Below are 18,305 nucleotides of genomic sequence, written 5' to 3' on the forward strand. Positions count from 1 at the left end.
CGAAGCTATCAAAGCGCCCTGAGCCAGACCTTGTTGTCGTGGAAAGCGGCACCACCATAGGGTGCGGGCGCGTCGGCGCCGGTCAGCACGTTGATGCCCTCGCCGCGCTCATGCGCGCTGTTCGGCCAGATGCCTTCGGCGATCACCACGCCGCGCTTGACGCCGTCGAAGAGCCTTGCGTGCAGCACGAGGTCGCCGCGGCGGTTGCCGACCTCGACGCGGCCGCCATCCTCGATGCCGAGCGCCGCGGCGTCGTCGGGGTGGAGCAGCAGTTCCGGCCTGCCTTCCTTGGCCTTCGACACCGGCGTCTCGGCAAAGGTCGAGTTCAGGAAATTGCGCGCCGGCGAGGTCGTCAGCCGGAATGGATGCTCTTCGTCCGCCACCTCGATCAGATCGACATGGTCGGGGAATTCCGGCAGCCGCTCGACCGGGCCGAACAGGCCCATGCTTTTCGGCGGCCGGTTGGGGGCCGACTGCCCGGTCCAGTTGGGCCGGAAGTGGAACTTCTTGTCGGCATGGCCGAAGCCGTTGATGAAATGCGCGTCGTCGAAGTCGGGCTGCAGGTCGACCCACTTCTCAGCCTTCAAACTGTCGAAGCTGCCGAGGCCGCGCTTGCCGAGGATGATGTCGATGTGCTCGCGCTCGGTCAGGCCGAAACCCGGACGGTCGCCGACGCCCAGCCGCTTGCCGAGCTCCTCATTGACATAGTGGTTGGTGCGCGGCCCTTCCGGCGGCTCGATCAGCTTGGGGCCGAGCGTGATGTGCTGGTTGCCGCCGCCCTTGTAGATGTCGTCATGCTCCAGAAACATCGTCGCCGGCAGCACGACGTCGGCGAGCTTGGCCGTATCGGTCATGAACTGCTCGTGCACGCAGGTGAACAGGTCCTCGCGCAGAAAACCCTGTTTCACCAGCCGCTGCTCCGGCGCGACATTGGCCGGATTGGTGTTCTGGATCAGCATCGCCGTCACCGGCGGGCCGCCATAGAGCGCGTCCTCGGCACCCGTGAGCACCGGGCCGATGCGCGAATGGTCGAGATAGCGGATGTTCGGGTCGCGCATCGCAGCGCCTTCGAGCACGTCCTGGTTCAGTTTGAAGATGCCCGAATTGGAATGGAAGGCGCCGCCGCCCTCATACTGCCAGGCGCCGGTGACGGCGGCGATCGAGGACGCGGCATGCATGTTGATCGAGCCGTTGCGCTGGCGCGCGAAGCCATAGCCGAGGCGGAAGTAAGTTTTCTTCGTCGTGCCGACGAGTTGCGCGAAAGCCTCGATCTCGGCGACGGAGAGCCCGGTGATGGCGGCCGCCCATTCCGGCGTACGCGTGCGCAGATGTTCTTCGAGCCCGCGCGGATCGTCGGTGTGTTTTTCCAGATAGGCGCGGTCGGCCATGCCGTCGCGGAACAAGACATGCATGACCGCGCAGGCGAGCGCGCCGTCGGTGCCGGGCTTCAGCACAAGGCCGAGATCGGCCTGCTTCATCGTGGCGTTGTCATAGATGTCGATGACGACGATCTTCGCGCCGCGTTCTTTCCTCGCCCTCGTCGCATGGGTCATGACGTTGACCTGGGTGAACGCGGCATTGGTGCCCCAGATCACCACGCAATCGGCCTTCGCCATCTCGCGCGGGTCGGGACCGTGCAAGGCGCCCGCGCCCATCATCCAGCCGGTCCAGGCGAGATTGGTGCAGATCGAGCCGAAGAAGCCCGAATATTTCTTCGCATGCCGCAGCCGGTGGATGCCGTCGCGCTGCACTAGCCCCATCGTGCCGGCGTAGAAATAGGGCCAGACGGTTTCCGAGCCGTATTTCTCCTCCGCCGCGATGAATTTTTCCGCCACGAGGTCGAGCGCCGCTTCCCAGCTCGCTTCCTTCCACGCGCCCTCACCCTTGGCGCCGGCGCGCGCCAGCGGCTTCAGCAGCCGGTCGGGATGATGGACGCGGTCGGCATAGCGCGCGACCTTGGCGCAGACGACGCCGGCCGTATAGCTGTTCGCCTTGGCGCCATGCACGCGGCCGATGCGGTTGTTGTCGAGCAGCTCGACCTCGAGCGCGCAGGTGGAAGGGCAATCGTGCGGACAGGCCGAATGGCCGATCCGAAGCTTGGCGTGCTGGTTCATGGCGCGTGTGTAGCGGGTTTTGGGGGAGAGGTGTAGGGCCAGATGGGGCTACCCCTTCTCCCCTTGTGGGAGAAGGTGGATCGGCGCGCAGCGCCGAGACGGATGAGGGGTGTTCCAGCGGAGTGAGACGCTGGCATTCCCTGGAGCACCCCTCATCCGGCCGCTTCGCGGCCACCTTCTCCCACAAGGGGAGAAGGGGGAGCTACTCCGCGATCCCTTCCTCGTATTCCGCCGACATGATCAGCCACTTATCCTCGTTTTGCGCCAGCGTATGCGCCAGTTGCGAGCGCTCTTTGGCCAGACGCGTCGCGGTGGACGGATCCTTTTCGTAGATCGCCGGATTGGCGAGTTCGTCCTCGATCAGGTCGATGCGCTTGCGCATGCGGTCCATCAACGCCTCGGTGGCGCGGATTTCCTTCGCCAGCGGTTCGAGCGCCGCACGACGCTGGGCGGCCTCGCGGCGACGGTCGGCCTTGGAGGCCTTGTCGGTCTCCTTCTGCTCGCGGCGGTTGGACGAGACGCCGGTGACCAGTGTTTTGTAATCCTCGAGGTCGCCGTCATAGGGATTGACCGCGCCGTCCTTGACCAGCCATAGCCGGTCGGCTGTCGCCTCCAGAAGATGCCGATCGTGCGAGATCAGGATCACGGCGCCCGGGAAATCGTTCAGCGCATGGATCAGCGATTCACGGCTGTCGATGTCGAGATGGTTGGTCGGCTCGTCGAGGATGAAAAGGTTCGGGCCCTCGAACGCCGATAGCCCCATCAGCAGTCGCGCCTTCTCGCCGCCGGAAAGATCTTTCGCCGCTGTGTTCATCTTCTCGGTCGACAGGCCGAACTGGGCGACGCGGGCGCGCACCTTGGCTTCCGGCGCATCCGGCATCAGCCGGCGCACATGCTCATAGGCGCTTTCCTCGGGACGCAAATCGTCAAGCTGGTGCTGGGCGAAGATCGCCACCTTCAGCCCGGGCGCAACCGTCACCGAGCCGGTCTCGGCCTTCAGCCGGCCGGCCAGCAGCTTGGCGAAGGTCGACTTGCCGTTGCCGTTGGCGCCGAGCAGAGCGATGCGATCGTCGGCATCGATGCGCAGCGTCATCTTCTTCAGGATCGGGTTGCCTTCGGTATAGCCGACATTGACGCCGTTCAGCGCCACGATCGGCGAAGCGACCGTCTTGACCGGCTCGGGGAAGGAGAACGGCCGCACCGTGTCGTTCACCACAGCGGCGATCGGCTTCAGCTTCTCCAGCGCCTTCAGGCGAGACTGCGCCTGCCTTGCCTTGGAAGCCTTGGCGCGAAAACGCTCAACGAAGGATTCCATATGCTTGCGCTGCGCTTCCTGCTTGACGCGGCTCTTTTCCTGCAGCTCGCGCTGTTCGCTCAGCTGGCGCTCGAACTGGTCGTAACCGCCGCGCCAGAAGGTCAGCTTCTTCTGCTCGAGATGGACGATCGAATTGACGGCGCGGTTCAGCAGGTCGCGGTCGTGCGAGATCAGCAAAACCGTGTGCGGATACTTCGAGACGTAGTTCTCAAGCCACAACGTGCCTTCGAGATCGAGATAATTGGTCGGCTCGTCGAGCAGCAAAAGGTCGGGCTCGGAGAACAGCACGGCGGCCAAAGCCACGCGCATGCGCCAGCCGCCGGAGAAGGAGGAAGCCGGCCGCCGCTGCGCGGTGTCGTCGAACCCAAGGCCTGCCAGGATCGTGGCGGCGCGGGATTCTGCCGAATGCGCGTCGATGTCGGCGAGCCTGGTGTGGATCTCGGCTATGCGATGCGGATCGGTTGCGGTCTTCTCTTCTTCCAGCAGAGCCTGGCGCTCGACATCGGCTTTCAGGACGATCTCGATCAACGGCTCCTCAGTGGCAGGCGCCTCCTGCGCCACTTGACCGATGCGGGTGTTTTTCGGCAGGCTGATCGAGCCGGTCTCGGACGGGAAATCGCCGGTGATCGCCTTGAACAGCGTGGTCTTGCCGGTGCCGTTGCGGCCGACAAGGCCGGCCTTGGTGCCGGCCGGCAAGGTCAGCGAGGCATGATCGAGAAGCAGCCGCCCCGCCATGCGCAGCGTAAGGTCGTTGATGATAAGCATAGCTGCGCTTTTGCACGGGAGATCGGCGCTTCGCAAGAGCCAGCGCCTGGAGGAGCTCGACATGTGCGGCCGCGGACCGGTCGTTAAAAGCCCGACGGATTGGAACCAGTCGCCGGCCAAAGCGTTGGGAAGCCCGTGATCCGCTATCTCGCCCTCGCCTTCATCTTCTTCCAGGTCGCCACGACAACCGCACTGGCGACGCAGGTGGTTCTGTTCGAGAGCGAGACTGCTCCAATTGCTCTTCCAGTTGAAGCGACGAGCGGGGCAACGACACAGCCTATCTCCCCCCTTGTGGGGCGCGCGACGGAACACCTGCTGATCCAGATCGACAGTGGAAAACAACCCGGCCGTCGCCCATGAATGACTGAGAGGCTGGTTGGGCAGCGCTCCCCACCGCCGGACCAATATGTCTCGCAATGCGTCCAGGTTTCGCCCGCGACCAACCCGCCCTGCAATGGCCAGAACGCATGCAGCATGATGATCGACGAGATCAAGCGCGGCTGCGCCATATCGGCAATGACAATCTGCCGGCCTTCTGTTCCGCCTACAAGGGCTGAGCCGCGCGCCCGCCCAGCCGCAAGCCCGAGGCGATCAACATTTCCGGGCGGAAGATCAATCCGGCGCAGCTAGACAACCGCAAGTTTGCCTTGTGCTCAATATTGATGCTGCGATCGACGATACCACCAAAAAAGGACAGCAAAATCTTCCGGGCCGAGCATGATGCTTGTCAAAAATTGATTTCAGTTTTTATCGCATACCTGCGACCTTGCGGACGCGCCGTGAGTCGTGAGTGGGCGCCAACGATAACTTGGTCCAAGCATTGGCCCTTGGAATGTCAGGAGCTCACGATGGGCGAAGCGGTCAACGATCTGCGAACGCTGAGATATGTGGCGGAGATCGCGCGCAGGCTGGCAAAGATGCTCTCGCGCACGCGCTACCAGATGCTCGTCTATTTTCTTGAAATGACAGCCGTGGAGGCGGACAGCCTCGCCGCCGAGCAGGATCGCGACCGCCACGACGAGAGCAAGTCGCCCCGCAACTGATGCCGGGTGCCCGTCGCGTTGGCGGAAACCACTTTTCCGGAATTGCTTGAAGCGCGTCGCGCTGAAACGAATTCAGGCGAGCCGCTGTCAGTCTTCGTTTGACGCATGTGGTTGTCCCAGAACCGCTGCGCGCTTCCGCGCGGCTTGCATCAATTGCCTTTTTTCTCCAGGCCGCCCATGCGGTCGAGGATGGCGAGGCATTTCAGCCGCCGCGCCTCGATGACCACGCGGTCCTCATGCTCGAGAATGGCGCGCTCGAAGTCGTCGAGCGCGCCGAGCGCGGCGTGCAGATCGGCGGAGAGCCGTCCCAAGGAAAACAGCACGCGTCGCGCTTCGACCCCCTCGGCCGCGCCGACGGACACCTGTCCGGCCACGCGGCGACGCAATGTGCCGAGAGCAGTCCGTCGGCCGCGCCATGAGGATGGCGCGGCGTCATTCATTGCCTCAGGCAGCACCTCGGTCCGGCCTCACGCCTTGCCCTTGCGCTTGCCCTTGCCCGCATCACCGCCGGCCGGCTTGCGGCCGAGGCCGGAAGATTTGGCCAGCGCCGAGCGGGTCGCCGAATAGCTGGGCGCCACCATCGGATAATCCGCAGGCAGGCTCCATTTGGCGCGGTATTCGTCCGGCGTCAGGCCGTGATCAGTCGCCAGGTGGCGTTTCAACGACTTGAACTTCTTTCCGTCCTCAAGGCAGATGATGTGATCCGGGAAGACCGAACGCTTCGGGTTGACGGCAGGCGTCAGCGCCACCGCCTCCTTGACAACGCTGCCGCCGGAGAGCTTGCGCACTGACGCGCTGACGCTGGCGATCAGATCAGGCAGGCCGGAAGCAGGGAGCGGATTGTTGCCGACATAGGCGGAGACAATGTCGGCGGTCAGTTCGATTGCAGTCTTATCGTCGATGTTGGACAATTTTTTCACCTTCTGCCGGCCCTCAAATCGCCAGCTCGTTTTTAAGACTTTTGTCGGTGTATCGAATTGGACAAGCCCCCCAACGGACCGTCCAGAGTCAGTAAAGCTACGCGACTCAATACCGGGTTATGTTTCTACGCGGGCTGCAAACGCGCAAGTTAGGATTTCTAATAGCTATAACAGATGCTTTATAGCACCGGCGGTCTGGCTGGATAGGTAAAACCTACGGTAGCACTCGGTCGGCCAAGCAAGTTGCTGAAAAATCGAAGTTCAGGCCAAGTTCGGCCACGGTAACGATAATCTGCCTGGGTATCGACCGTTCGGGCTTCGGTGGCGCCAGGGCAAATCGCTCATTTGACGGCGACGCCGCGCCTGATATCCGCCGAAGGGCTGTCCGCCAGGATTTCCAGCACGCGTTTCCAGCGCGCGCAGCGGCCAAAGTCCTTTTGCTCGATAGCCTTTTCCGCCTTCATGGCCGCATAGAGCGCCGCTTCCGCGCCAAATTCCTTGACCAGCCAGTGCGCCTCCTGTCTGGCGCGGCGTTCGTCCTCGTCAGCGGGCATTCTGGACATTGTGCCTGGTCTCCGTACCTTCGATGCCGACCGCGAGGCAGCTGCCAATGACGAGGACGGCGCCGGCAACAGCCGTCATCGACAGGCTTTCGCCCGACAGGGTCAGCAGAAACGTGGACGCGATCGGCGTAAGATAAGCGACGATTGCTATCCTGCCGCCGTGATCGAGCTTTGCCGCGCGCGACCAGAAATAGTAGCCGAGCCCCATCGGTCCGGCGCCGAGATAGAGGCCGAGCAGCAGATGCGCACCGGTCAGGCGTCCAGCGCCGTCATGCAGGCACCAGGCTAAGGTGAGCGCCACGCCGATCAGCGCCGAGGGCAAAAGCAGACGCTCCGGCGATACGCCAAGGCGGCCGACGGTAAGCGAGTAGAAGGCCATGCAGAGCGCCGAGCCGAAAGCGGCGAGATAGCCGACGACGCTGCCGCCTTCGAACCAGGTCTGCGCGCGCCCTCCGGAAATGACCAGCGCCACGCCGACGAAGCCGACAGCGGCGGCCAGCCCGAGCAGCAGCGGCCGGCGCGGCCGGCCCAGCAGGATAACCGCCGCGGCGGTCATCAGCGGCCAAGTATAGGCGACGAGGTTCGCCTCGATGACCGGCATCGAGGCGAAGCCGATATATTGCAGCACCATGGTGCCGACCAGACCCAGGAAGCCGACGGCATAGGCGAGCGCGGGCCTCCCCTTCTCGCCTTGTGGGGTCCGAAGGACGGGGCGAGACCCGTGGCTCGCCCCCGGGTGGTGGCCTCGCGAAGCGAGGTCGGATGAGGGGTGTTCCAAGGATCGCCAGCGTCTCGCTTCGCTGGAGCACCCCTGATCCGTCTCGGCGCTACGCGCCGATCCACCTTCCCCCACAAGGGGGGAAGGAGAAGTGCTCATCAGCCGGATCAGCGCGAAGACCAGGGCCGCCCCGCAAAATTGCAGGAACTGCACTTGCGACACCGGATAGAGTGCAAGCAGCGTCTTGCCGACCAGGGCGTTGGTCGCCCACAGCGCCACGGCGCCGAGGGCGAAGGCCAGCGCCGCCGCGGGGGCGGCGCTGGAACGGTTCTGACAGTCCGGCACGACCGGGCCGAGGCTCAGCGACGCCGAGGGCGGCTGGCGCTCGACCGGATCGTTGGTCACTACCACGACTCCCTTGCTCCGCCGGAAACCGAGTCCGCGGCGGGCTCCGGCATGGGATGCTCCTCGGCGTGGCGGCGATAGGCGGGCAGCTGGTTGGTCCAGACATCGTCGGCCAGCTCGTTCACCCAGGCGCGGTCATGGTCGTTGTCGGCGGCGAGGTAGAACATGCGGTTGTCGTCGACATAGGGCTTGGTCGCCGAGCGCTGGTTGAGCACCAGCGTGACGCGCTCGCCAAGCTGGATCGGCGCGGTGCGGTGGAGCACGCCCAGGAACTGGCCGAGCGTGGCGTAATTCATCTTGTGGTCGATGCGCATGATCTTGTTGCGCGGCAGGTCGCGGCCGGTTTCCAGGATCGAGCGGCCGGTCTCGGAATCGTCGCAGTAGATTTCAAGATGGCCGCCGATGAGCGGGTCGCTGATCGACAGCGGGATGAGCTCGGTCACCGGAACGCCGTCGCAATGCCATTCGACGGCGCCGTCCCTGGGGTTCATGAAGGTGACGGTCGAACCGACGATCGACAGCGGATAGGGTTCGAGCTTGGTGCCCATCATGTCGGACAGCCTTTCCAGGCGCAGCTTGTCGTGTAAAAGCTCCTTGATCTCCGGAATATAGCGGTCGGCGCCGGTGATGAAGGTGAGGTCGAGGTGCTTGTGGACGGCATGGCTGGCCTTCAATTTGAGCGCCGCTTCCTCGATGGCGGCAAGGAGAGCCGGGTCGTAACCGTGACGATACTGGGCGACGCCGAAGCCCGACACTTTCCAGGCCGTCTCATGACCAATGATGGCCTCGCGGCTCATTGCACAGCGCAGTTCGGGAATTGTATGGGCGTTCATTGTACTTTCTCCAAGATGGGGGCAACACTTGGTTAACAGTCATTTAAACGCCCACCCCTGTAAATTTAGGAAAGCTGGTGGTAGCGTAAGCCCAGCTTAAGGTCGAAACCCCGTGCGTCTGCTCAGTCAGGTCAACCTCAACTCGCTGAAAATCGTGGAGAGCGCCGCGCGGCACAGGAATTTCACGCGCGCCGGCGAAGAGCAGTTTATCACCGCTTCCGCCGTCAGCCAGCGCGTGAAAAGCCTGGAGGACCAGTTGCGTTTCAAGATCTTCGAGCGCGGCGGCAACGCGGTGTCGCTGACGCCGGAGGGCGAGACCTATGTGGCCCGCGTACGCGAGGCGCTGGAACGGATCGTGGCGGCTAGCATGGAGGCTACCGGCCAGTCGCAGGCGCATGTGCTGCGGATCTGCGTGCTGCCGACCTTCGCGGCGCGCTGGCTGTTTCCCAGGCTGACGATCTTCCAGCGGCAGTATCCCGATATCGAGATGCGGGTGTCGACGTCCTACGCCACGCATGAATTCTCGACCTCGGAATATGATCTCGAGATCCGCTACGGCGACGGCAATTTCCCCGGCCTCACCTCGGAACTGCTGTTCAAGGAAGACCTGACGCCGGTATGCAGCCGCAAGCTGTTTCACGACGTGCTGGGCGACAAGCCGCTGTCGAAGGTGACGCCCGAAGACCTGCGCTTCTTCACGCTGCTGCACTCCGACACCTGCACCCAAAACTGGCAGTCATGGCTGGGCTTCGCCGGCGCCAGCTTCGTGCTGGGCGAGACCAGGAGCGTCTATTTCGATAGCTGCATGATGTCCTACGAAGCCGCCAATGCCGGCATGGGCTTTGCCGTCGCCAACCGCGCCTACATGGCAAGCGATATCCGCTCCGAAAGGCTGGTGGCCCCCTTCGCGGTCCACCATCCCAACACGGCGGGCTGGTATTTCGTCAGCCCCATCAACGCGCTCGGCGCCCGCAAGGTGGAGCTGTTCAAGCAGTGGATCCTGGCCGAGGCGGCGCTGACGCAGCGCCAGCTCGACGTCGAGATCGCCGGCGGACAGCAGGGAAGACGCGCGGCGGTGGCGTAGGAGCACCGTTCCGCGGCTTCAGGACTTTCCGGGCGTTTGGCTGATTGTAGCCGGCTAGCGCGATCCACCATGACGCAAGGCCGAGACTCAGCTATGTTGGATCGCGCGGCGGGCCTGATTTCCCGCTTGGCCGGCGCTATCCAGCTTCCTCCCAAGCAGCGCCGGCCTTCTTCGTCCAGGCCGATGCCAATTCAACCCGCCCTGCCCTATTGCTTCGGAGGCGTGCCCGGCTGGTCTCCGCCGGTGGTCGATTTCGGCACCGGGTTCTTGTCGACCTGCGGGTTCTGGTTGACTTCATCGCCCGGCGCCTTGGTCGGCTGCACGCTGTTGTCGCAGGCGGCGAGCACGAGCCCTGCCGCAAGAGCCAGCAGCACAGGAAGCTTCATCATGACGACCTCCTCTCGTTCGCCCCTTTCATGAATGCAAACGACGCGGTGGCCGTTTGGTTGCGCGCGAGGGGGAACCAACCGGCCCATGCCCGGTTGAAAGCCAATCGAACCGCACGAGGAGACGATGATGATCCGCCTGCTGCTTACCGGCCTTTTCGCTTACACCGCCTATCGCGTCGCCGTGAGGATCATCGACGAGGTGCCCGGCGATGTCGAGCCGCTGGACATGCCGGGCGATGAGAGGCGCGCGCTGCGGCGCCAGTCGGCGGCGATGGGGGTTGAGCCGCAGCGGTAATTGCCAGTCCCCTGTTCCGTGCCCAATTGCAAGCATGACGCAAGGCGCAATCAGAGCAATACGCGCCATCACGCCAAGTTTGGCGGAACAAGTCGACGAAAAGCATTCGCTGCTGCGAATGCCCGCGTCCGCCATTGCCATCACTGCAGGTCCCTCATCCATCGGGTATGCCGACCGCCAAGAGGTCCGTCCGAAGGTTTTCAAGGACTGTTTGATCGCGATAGGGATCAATCAGTATGGTGCTGACAGTCACCCCGGGTCTTGCCGCCAGACATTGTTTTGCCGCATCGGCGGCGAGCAGCTTGTCGCCCATCCTCCAGTGGCACACCGCAAGAAACGCGTATGCCCAGAATGCGTAGGAATTCAGATTTCGATAGGACGCTATCGCCTCGGGGTAGCGCCCCAGAACCATCAGAACCTGCCCCCGCAAATCCCAGAACCAATCATAATTCAGCGGATCGCGGGCGATGCAGTCGTCCAAATCGGACAGAGCCTCCTCATTGTGACCGAGATAATTGCGGCACAACCCACGTGTCGCCTTCGACCGCGTCTCGTTCGGATTGAGGCTCACGGCCTGATCGAGATGGGGCAGCGCCTCATCCAACTGCCCTAGGAAGATGAGGGCGTGCGCCAAGGACACATGGCTCAATGCCTGTTGAGGCCCGAGTTTTAGAGCGCGGCGACCGTGCAGAAGAGCAGCCTCGAGCATCTTCGCGTCCCCCTCAAGCAGCCATTTGCTCGTGAGAACGATAGCCATCATCGCATGAGTTATTGCGACATTTGGGTCGAGTTCAATCGCCCTGGCGAGAAAGGGCACAGCCTCCAGAACGGTGTCGTAGCGAGCCACCAGAACACGCGCCCGCAGATACAGTTCATACGCATCGAGTTGAGCTATGGGAAGGCGCCGAATTTTCTCCACACCTGATGGACGAACGGTGCCGGCGACGGTGATGGCTACGCTCCTCGCGATCTCATCCTGGAGTTCAAAAACGTCCGTCAGTTCGCGATCAAATCGATCGGCCCATATTTGATTGCCTGTCTTGGCCTCGATGAACCGCGCGGAGATTCTAACCCTGTTGCCCGCACGGCGTATGCTGCCGTCCAACAGGTAGTCAGCCGATAACTGCTTGGCGATGGTCGGAGCATCGATAGTCCTGCCCTTGAAGATGAAGGATGAATTGCGGGCTATGACATGAAGTTCGCCAAAGCGGCCGAGTTCGGTGATAATGTCTTCTGTGATCCCGTCGCTGAAATATTCCTGGGCTGGATCACCGCTCATGTTCTCGAATGGAAGAACCGCGACAACCGGCTTGCGACCCGACGAAGCCGTCGTTGTCGGTCTGATCGACGTCTCGTCGATGCTCCGGCGCAATTGCTGAAGTTCGGCACTCGGCTCCGCCTTCAACTCGCGCGTCAGCAGAACCCTGCAGGCCTCGTACTGCTTGATCGCGAGGGCTGTCTGGTTCGAGGCAATATGCGCCTGCATTAATGCAAAATGCGACGACTCTCGCAGCGGATCGAGGGCGACAAGCCGTTCGGCGATGAGGACGCGCTCAGCGCCGTTCACCAAGGCCACCAGCGACAGTAACGCATTGATTGCGCGCGTGGACAAGTCGGCACGGGTCTCGCGCAGCCAATCCTCGAAAGCGTTGCCGGCCGCGCCGAGACCGTCAAGAAAAGCTCCCGCATAGAGGACGGTTGCCTGCCGGAGCTCGACCACATCACGACTTGCGGATGCGGCGATGAATTCCGTCACGTCGGTCGTGACAAACCTCGGATTGAGCGCGACACGGTCTCCGACCAGGATCAGGGCGTCAGTTCCCAGTGCGGACAAATCCCTGCGAATAGCAGTCAGTGCCTGCCGCAGGCTGTTTCTGGCCTGCTCATCACCTCGGTCACCCCAAAGAAAGCTAGCCAGCTTGCTACGCGTCGCCTCCTGATTGGGCGCCACCGCCAGGATGCCCAGGAGTGCCCGGTTCTTCCTGCCGGGCACGTCCAGCGCTTCTCCTTCCCTAGACGTGAAGCGAAAACCGCCCAAGAGATCGAGCCGCGCCAAGCTCATCGCGATTTACTCTGATTTTCCGCTTTTTTCCCAATCTTCACGAAGCTTTTCACAGCCGGCTCACACGCTGAATTCGATGTTGCCTCTCTCGACTAAACTACATCCGAGGGGAAACTCCAATGTCCATCGTCAAAGAGGTTTTGGGGAAGACGGCCAAAACCTTCAAGGATGACCCGCCGACACGTCCGAAGCTCGGTCCAGGTCGATTTCTACGCAGCATAGCAGAGGCATATAGCTCCGCCATTTGGATGTCATATGGAGCAGCTACCGGTTTCAGCACAAAGACGCCGACGCGCCGCTACGACGAGGACGACCGTATATGAACGCGTCGTGGCCGCCTCAAATCCCGTTGCGAACAAAGCGGAAACGATGCTTGATGGGCGATGAACATCGCCGCCCGTGATTCGACCTTCGAGACGCCCGCTTATCTTGCCCGACTGAATGACGAGCAAAGGTTGGCGGTTGTGCATGGCGACGGCAAGGTGGCGGCGCCGCTGCTGGTGATCGCCGGCGCCGGCTCCGGCAAGACCAACACGCTGGCGCATCGCGTCGCCCATCTCATCGTCAAGGGCGCCGATCCGCGCCGCATCCTGTTGATGACCTTCTCGCGCCGCGCCGCCGCCGAGATGGCCAAGCGCGTCGAGCGCATCGCCGGCGAGGTGCTGGGCCGCGACGCGGCGATCATCGCCGACGCGCTCGCCTGGGCCGGCACTTTTCACGGCATCGGCGCCAGGCTGTTGCGCGACTATGCCGAGCAGATCGGGCTCGATCCCGCCTTCACCATCCATGACCGCGAGGATTCCGCCGATCTGATGAACCTTGCCCGGCACGAGCTGGGATTCTCGAAAACCGAGAGCCGTTTTCCGACCAAAGGCACCTGCCTGCAGATCTATTCGCGGGCGGTGAACGCGCAGGCGCCGCTCGGCGAAGTTCTGGGCTCGGCCTTCCCCTGGTGCGCGGCATGGGCGGACCAGCTGAAGGAGCTTTTCGCGGCCTATGTCGAGGCCAAGCAGGCGCAGAACGTGCTCGATTACGACGACCTTCTGCTCTACTGGGCGCAGATGGCGGCCGAGCCGGAAATCGCCGCTCACCTCGGTTCGCGCTTCGACCATGTGCTGGTCGACGAGTACCAGGACACCAACCGGCTGCAGGCCTCGATCCTTCTGGCGCTGAAGCCGGACGGCGCCGGCCTGACGGTGGTGGGCGATGACGCGCAGTCGATCTATTCCTTCCGCGCCGCGGAAGTGCGCAACATCCTCGACTTCCCAAAGCAGTTCGCGCAAGGCGCCGAGGTCGTCATGCTGGAGCGCAACTACCGCTCGACCGAGACGATCCTGGCCGCAGCCAACAGGGTGATCGGCGAGGCCAGCGAGCGCTTCACCAAGAATCTGTGGACCGACCGCCGGTCCTCGCACAAGCCGCAGCTGGTCAGCGTGCGCGACGAGGCCGAGCAGGCGAATTATGTCTGCCAGGCGATCCTGGCCGAGCGCGAGGCCGGCACGGCGCTGAAGGCGCAGGCGGTGCTGTTTCGCACCTCAAGCCACAGCGGACCGCTGGAGGTGGAACTGACGCGCCGCAATATCCCCTTCGTCAAATTCGGCGGCCTGAAATTCCTCGACGCCGCGCATGTCAAGGACATGCTGGCGATGCTGCGCTTTGCCGAGAACCCGCGCGACCGCGTCGCCGGTTTTCGCGTGCTGCAACTGATGCCGGGCATCGGCCCGTCCGCCGCCTCGCAGATCGTGGACGCGATGGTGACGTCGCTGGACGAGACGCTGGGCCTTGCCCGCTTCCGGCCGCCGCAGCGCGCCGCGCAGGATTGGCCGGTGTTCCTCGACATCTATAGCGGCTTACGCGCCGGCGCCAAATGGCCGGCGGATCTGGAACGGATCAGGCTCTGGTACGAACCGCATATGGAACGCATCCACGAGGACGCGATCACGCGACGCGCCGATCTCCTGCAGCTCGAGCAGATCGCATCGACCTACCCCTCGCGCGAACGCTTCCTGACCGAGCTCACCCTCGATCCGCCCGACGCCACCAGCGACCAGGCCGGGCCGCCGCATCGCGACGAGGATTACCTCATCCTGTCGACCATCCACTCCGCCAAGGGCCAGGAATGGAAGAACGTCTTCGTGCTCAACACGGTAGACGGCTGCATCCCGGCCGATCTCGGCGTCGGCACCAAGGAGGACATCGAGGAGGAACGCCGGCTGCTCTATGTGGCGATGACCAGGGCCAAGGACAGTTTGCATCTTGTGGTGCCGCAACGCTTTTATCCGCACAACCAGGCGGCGCGCGGTGACCGCCATGTCTATGCCTCGCGCACCCGCTTCATCCCGGCCTCGATGCTTCCGGCCTTCGAGCAGTCGTCCTGGGCCAGCGCCGCGATCAAGGACGACCCGCGTCAGCGACCGGGCGTCAAGGTCGATCTTGGCGCCCGCATGCGCGGCATGTGGAAATAGGACGCCCGCCTAATGCGTGTCGCCCAGAAGTGCGCAGCGGTTCTGGGATAACGACATGCATCAAAACAAAGACTTAAAGCGTCCCTGAAGTCACGGTGCGGAGCGTCGACGCGCGACCGGCTTGCGGGCGTTCGTCGCGGAACTTTTCATCCGTCAAAGGGTTTCCGTTAGGAAAATCTAATGCAAGGAGGCAGCAATGAAGAACCTCATTCTAGCCGCCATGCTTGGCGTGGCCGCCATGGCGCCGGCAACTGTTCCGGCGCAAACTGCAAGCCTGACCATCACCACCGATGACGGCATGGGCAGATACAATGACGACTACTACTGGCGCCGCCACCATATGCGCAACGACGATTGGCGCTACAGCGGCCGCTACGAGATGCGCGACGGATACCGCTACGGTCACCATCGCAACTGCATGGTCAGAGTGCACAAGCGCTGGCATCACGGCTATTGGACTATGAAAAGAGTCTCGAGCTGCGACCGCCACAGAGGCTGGCGATATTAGAGCAATTTCACGAAAGTGTGTGCGGTTTTCCGTCAAGAAATTGCGACAAAACAAAGAGATCGCCGTTTCCGTGAAGCGGTGAAACGCTCTAGCGAGCCGTCCCTCACCAAAGCCGACGCGGCCTTGAAGCGGTGCCCGTAGGAATGGGTGGAAAAAATGCGTTTGATTCCATCGACGATGAATTGGCGGCAACGACTCGCCGAGCGGGCCGGCCAGCTCTTCGTCAACATCGTCGCGACGCTGTTCGCCGGGATCGCGATCTTTCTCCTGGTGCTATCAGCGTATTACCACGTGCCGCATCCCCCGGCCGAAGTGGCAATCGTAGCCGGCTCCGGGCCGTGATCGCCCGCAACGGCTTTGGCCAGGCGGGCGGACTTTGGCAAGGCGGCGCCAAAAGATCCCCGACCGTGGAACCTAGCGCCGCAACGCGCGTTGTCCGGCGTCCTATCCAAGACCGAGGCTGGCAGCCCCGCCGTCCTCCGCCCAATTTCCGAGAGGTCTAAATGCACGACAGGATAGTCTTCGCGCCGGTCGCGGTCAGTGTCGGCGCCGGCCACAAGCGCGTGATCGCCTCGCTGTCCGCCATGCGTGAATTCCTGACCGAGTTTCCGCCGTCGCGGCGGCGGCTGAGCTACGGCGCCGCGGTAAAGGCCTGCGAGGCGGCGCGGGCCGGAGAAATCTCCGCCGAGTCGGCGCGCGATGCGCTGATCACCTTCGCGATGACCGCCGGCATCCTGTCGGACCAGCCAATCGTCTCGGTGAAGCCGGTCGCGCGCGGCTATAGCGGCTTTGCCGCCTGAGCTTCCGGCAAACGCCATCTTCCTGGGCAAGCCCGCCGCTATGAACTGCCCCGGGTCAGTTCACGACGGGCCTTTCCATACCGTTATTCCGGCTTGCCGGCCGAGGCCTTGGCGATCGGCGCGGCCGGTTCGGCCGCTGCAACGAGGGGATAGACGAGCTGCTGGTGGTAGAGCTGCGGCACCGGCTCGTCGACACCGTATTTTTCCGGCATCCGCGGCGGCATGAACAAAGTGCCGGCGATCAAATCGAGAAAGGGCAGCTGGCCGGCGAAGTTCTTATCATAGGCCTCGCGTTCCTTGGCATGGTGCCAGTGATGGAACTGCGGCGAGGCAATCAGCCATTTCAGCGGCCCGAACCCGATGCGCGTGTTGGAGTGGATGAACACCGACTGCCAGTGGTAGATCAGCACATAGATGAGAACCGCCTCGGCGGAAAACCCCAGCGCGAACAGCGGCAGGAACGAGGCCGACTTGGTCAGGATCTGGTCCACCGGGTGAACGCGGTGCGCGGCCAGCCAGTCCATCTCCTCGATCGAGTGGTGGATGGCGTGGAAACGCCACAGGAACGGCACCGCGTGGAAGGCGCGATGGGCAAGGTAGAAGCCGATGTCGGCGATGAGCAGAGCCTCGATCGCCTGCAGCCACACAGGCTGCGACTGGACGGCGGCGGTGAGCGCCTCGGGAACGAAACGCTGCGCCAGCAGCATCGCCGCGCCAACCACCAATACTATACCGGCCTTTATGACGATGCCGTTGAAGAGCAGGTAGAAAACGTCGTTCAGCCAATGCCGGCGCGTCGCCGACTGCTCGCCATGCAGCGGCAGGAGCTGCTCCAGCGGGATGAAGATGAGGGCGATGATCAGCACCGCCTTGAAGTCGATAAGATCGAACACGGTCGCTCGCGGATCGGCTGAGGTCAGCCGCCGACACTAGCCGCCAAAGGATGAACGGACCGTTGATGGCGCCCGGGGATGCGGCACGTGGCTGCCCCGAAATCCGATGGGCGTTTCGGCGCGCCGCCAAGGTGTGCGGCCTCGCCGAGGCCGCCTATGCCTGAGCACCGCCAAGGAATGCCTAGAGCATGATGCCGAAAAGTGTGAAGCGGTTTTCGGGCGACATCATGCTCTATCTCTTTGATTTAGAGCCGGATTCAGATTTCAGGTCGATTCGACCTGAAATCATCCGGCTCTAGTGCATGGTCCCGCCGGCATCGCCGGCAAGCGCGCTGCGCTGGCTCTCGAAGCTCACCTGGTCGCGGCCATTGGACTTGGCCTTGTAAAGATGGCGGTCGGCGACCTGGAACATGTCGTGGTAGGTGGTCGGGCCGCTGAAGGCGATGCCGCCGATGCTCACGGAAAGCGGCCAGGGCCGCCCGTCGGGGGCAAACTCGGCCTCGCGGATGCGCCGTCTGATCGATTCGGCGACCAGGAAGGAGCGCGCGGCGTCGGCGCCGGGCAGGAAGACCGCAAATTCCTCGCCGCCGATGCGTCCGACGATGTCGGCGCCGTGCAGTTGCCCCTTGATCGTCGCGGCGATCAATCTCAGCGCCTGGTCGCCGCAGTCGTGGCCCAGGCGGTCATTGATCGACTTGAAATGGTCGGCATCGACGATCAGCAGCGCGCCGGCGTCGGCGACCGTTTGGTCGCGTACCCGGTCAAGATAGGCCTCGACCAGCATCGAGAAGGCGCCCCGGTTGAAGACCGCGGTCAGGCTGTCGGTCGCGGCGATGACGCTGAGTTCCTTTTGCGTGATCGCCAGCTGGCGCATCTTCCACATCAGGAAGAACAGAAAGGAGCCGCCGAGGACAAGCGGCAGGAAAAGATCCGTGAGTTGCGCCCAGAGCAGCGCCTGCGGCGACAGCGAGGGAAAATTGAAGGAATCGACGAAGAAGGCGACCGCAATGAAAAAGGCTGTGCCGGCGGCGGTGACCACCACAACCCTGCCCCAGCTTGTCGGGGACAAATCGATGCGCATGCCCTTGCTCCCACGGCTACCGGCTTATTGTGGAGCGCGAGCGCAAAGGAAG

20 protein-coding genes are annotated in these 18,305 nt (G+C 63.1%); 9 read left to right on the forward strand and 11 right to left on the reverse strand.

Annotated elements, in window-relative coordinates; translation table 11 throughout:
- Positions 1-8 precede the first annotated feature (8 nt).
- Positions 9-2,114, reverse strand: coding sequence for a molybdopterin oxidoreductase family protein (locus CK230_RS04535; RefSeq protein WP_095816004.1), 2,106 nt, complete (start codon positions 2,112-2,114; stop codon positions 9-11).
- Between the two features lie 202 nt (positions 2,115-2,316).
- Positions 2,317-4,194, reverse strand: coding sequence for an ABC-F family ATP-binding cassette domain-containing protein (locus CK230_RS04540; protein ID WP_095816005.1), 1,878 nt, complete (start codon positions 4,192-4,194; stop codon positions 2,317-2,319).
- 135 nt (positions 4,195-4,329) lie between these two features.
- Between CK230_RS04540 and CK230_RS04545 the strand changes: the two genes are divergently transcribed.
- Both CK230_RS04545 and CK230_RS04550 read left to right on the forward strand, forming a co-directional pair.
- Positions 4,330-4,554 carry a hypothetical protein gene (locus CK230_RS04545; protein WP_095816006.1) on the forward strand — a complete coding sequence of 75 codons (225 nt, stop codon included), beginning with the start codon at positions 4,330-4,332 and terminating at the stop codon, positions 4,552-4,554.
- Between the two features lie 488 nt (positions 4,555-5,042).
- Positions 5,043-5,237: a hypothetical protein gene (locus tag CK230_RS04550; protein ID WP_095816007.1), complete on the forward strand. Its 195-nt coding sequence runs from the start codon at positions 5,043-5,045 to the stop codon at positions 5,235-5,237.
- 149 nt (positions 5,238-5,386) lie between these two features.
- Here CK230_RS04550 and CK230_RS04555 read toward each other — a convergent pair whose 3' ends face one another.
- The 5 genes from CK230_RS04555 to CK230_RS33035 all read right to left on the reverse strand — a co-directional run bounded on the left by CK230_RS04555 (position 5,387) and on the right by CK230_RS33035 (position 8,676).
- Positions 5,387-5,611 carry a hypothetical protein gene (locus tag CK230_RS04555; RefSeq protein ID WP_095816008.1) on the reverse strand — a complete coding sequence of 75 codons (225 nt, stop codon included), beginning with the start codon at positions 5,609-5,611 and terminating at the stop codon, positions 5,387-5,389.
- Positions 5,612-5,704: 93 nt separating this feature from the next.
- On the reverse strand, positions 5,705-6,148 hold the full coding sequence (locus tag CK230_RS04560) for a MucR family transcriptional regulator (RefSeq protein WP_095816009.1): 444 nt from the start codon (positions 6,146-6,148) through the stop codon (positions 5,705-5,707).
- Between the two features lie 350 nt (positions 6,149-6,498).
- Positions 6,499-6,720 (reverse strand): hypothetical protein, encoded by a 222-nt coding sequence (locus CK230_RS04565; RefSeq protein ID WP_245429823.1) that lies wholly within the window; start codon positions 6,718-6,720, stop codon positions 6,499-6,501.
- The gene (locus tag CK230_RS04570; RefSeq protein WP_245429843.1) at positions 6,701-7,801 is read right to left on the reverse strand and encodes a DMT family transporter; all 1,101 of its coding nucleotides are present in this window, start codon (positions 7,799-7,801) and stop codon (positions 6,701-6,703) included. Before CK230_RS04570 ends, CK230_RS04565 begins: the two co-directional genes overlap by 20 nt.
- 41 nt (positions 7,802-7,842) lie before the next feature.
- On the reverse strand, positions 7,843-8,676 hold the full coding sequence (locus CK230_RS33035) for a hypothetical protein (protein ID WP_176480012.1): 834 nt from the start codon (positions 8,674-8,676) through the stop codon (positions 7,843-7,845).
- 112 nt (positions 8,677-8,788) lie between these two features.
- Here CK230_RS33035 and CK230_RS04585 point away from each other — a divergent pair, with 112 nt between their 5' ends.
- Positions 8,789-9,760: a LysR substrate-binding domain-containing protein gene (locus tag CK230_RS04585; RefSeq protein ID WP_095816011.1), complete on the forward strand. Its 972-nt coding sequence runs from the start codon at positions 8,789-8,791 to the stop codon at positions 9,758-9,760.
- A gap of 206 nt (positions 9,761-9,966) precedes the next feature.
- Here the strand turns inward: CK230_RS04585 and CK230_RS04590 are convergent, their stop codons facing one another.
- On the reverse strand, positions 9,967-10,149 hold the full coding sequence (locus CK230_RS04590) for a hypothetical protein (protein ID WP_095816012.1): 183 nt from the start codon (positions 10,147-10,149) through the stop codon (positions 9,967-9,969).
- Positions 10,150-10,276: 127 nt separating this feature from the next.
- Here CK230_RS04590 and CK230_RS33040 point away from each other — a divergent pair, with 127 nt between their 5' ends.
- Positions 10,277-10,444 (forward strand): hypothetical protein, encoded by a 168-nt coding sequence (locus tag CK230_RS33040; protein WP_095816422.1) that lies wholly within the window; start codon positions 10,277-10,279, stop codon positions 10,442-10,444.
- 154 nt (positions 10,445-10,598) lie between these two features.
- On the opposite strand, the gene CK230_RS04600 is transcribed toward CK230_RS33040, so the two are convergent.
- Positions 10,599-12,506 (reverse strand): BTAD domain-containing putative transcriptional regulator, encoded by a 1,908-nt coding sequence (locus tag CK230_RS04600; protein WP_095816013.1) that lies wholly within the window; start codon positions 12,504-12,506, stop codon positions 10,599-10,601.
- Between the two features lie 119 nt (positions 12,507-12,625).
- Between CK230_RS04600 and CK230_RS32320 the strand changes: the two genes are divergently transcribed.
- From CK230_RS32320 to CK230_RS04615, 5 genes are all read left to right on the forward strand, one after another.
- On the forward strand, positions 12,626-12,829 hold the full coding sequence (locus CK230_RS32320; RefSeq protein WP_141245993.1) for a hypothetical protein: 204 nt from the start codon (positions 12,626-12,628) through the stop codon (positions 12,827-12,829).
- Between the two features lie 60 nt (positions 12,830-12,889).
- On the forward strand, positions 12,890-14,971 hold the full coding sequence (locus CK230_RS04605; protein WP_095816014.1) for an ATP-dependent helicase: 2,082 nt from the start codon (positions 12,890-12,892) through the stop codon (positions 14,969-14,971).
- 196 nt (positions 14,972-15,167) lie between these two features.
- On the forward strand, positions 15,168-15,479 hold the full coding sequence (locus CK230_RS04610; RefSeq protein WP_095816015.1) for a hypothetical protein: 312 nt from the start codon (positions 15,168-15,170) through the stop codon (positions 15,477-15,479).
- Between the two features lie 156 nt (positions 15,480-15,635).
- On the forward strand, positions 15,636-15,821 hold the full coding sequence (locus tag CK230_RS32325) for a hypothetical protein (protein ID WP_141245994.1): 186 nt from the start codon (positions 15,636-15,638) through the stop codon (positions 15,819-15,821).
- A gap of 161 nt (positions 15,822-15,982) precedes the next feature.
- Positions 15,983-16,279 (forward strand): DUF982 domain-containing protein, encoded by a 297-nt coding sequence (locus CK230_RS04615; protein ID WP_095816016.1) that lies wholly within the window; start codon positions 15,983-15,985, stop codon positions 16,277-16,279.
- 83 nt (positions 16,280-16,362) lie between these two features.
- Here CK230_RS04615 and CK230_RS04620 read toward each other — a convergent pair whose 3' ends face one another.
- Positions 16,363-17,172: a sterol desaturase family protein gene (locus tag CK230_RS04620; protein ID WP_095816017.1), complete on the reverse strand. Its 810-nt coding sequence runs from the start codon at positions 17,170-17,172 to the stop codon at positions 16,363-16,365.
- A 295-nt stretch (positions 17,173-17,467) separates the two neighbouring features.
- Positions 17,468-18,253, reverse strand: a complete 786-nt coding sequence (locus CK230_RS04625) for a GGDEF domain-containing protein (RefSeq protein WP_095816018.1) — start codon at positions 18,251-18,253, stop codon at positions 17,468-17,470.
- Positions 18,254-18,305 lie beyond the last annotated feature (52 nt).

The sequence above is a fragment of the Mesorhizobium sp. WSM3859 genome (assembly GCF_002295065.1).
In the GTDB taxonomy this organism is placed as follows: domain Bacteria; phylum Pseudomonadota; class Alphaproteobacteria; order Rhizobiales; family Rhizobiaceae; genus Mesorhizobium.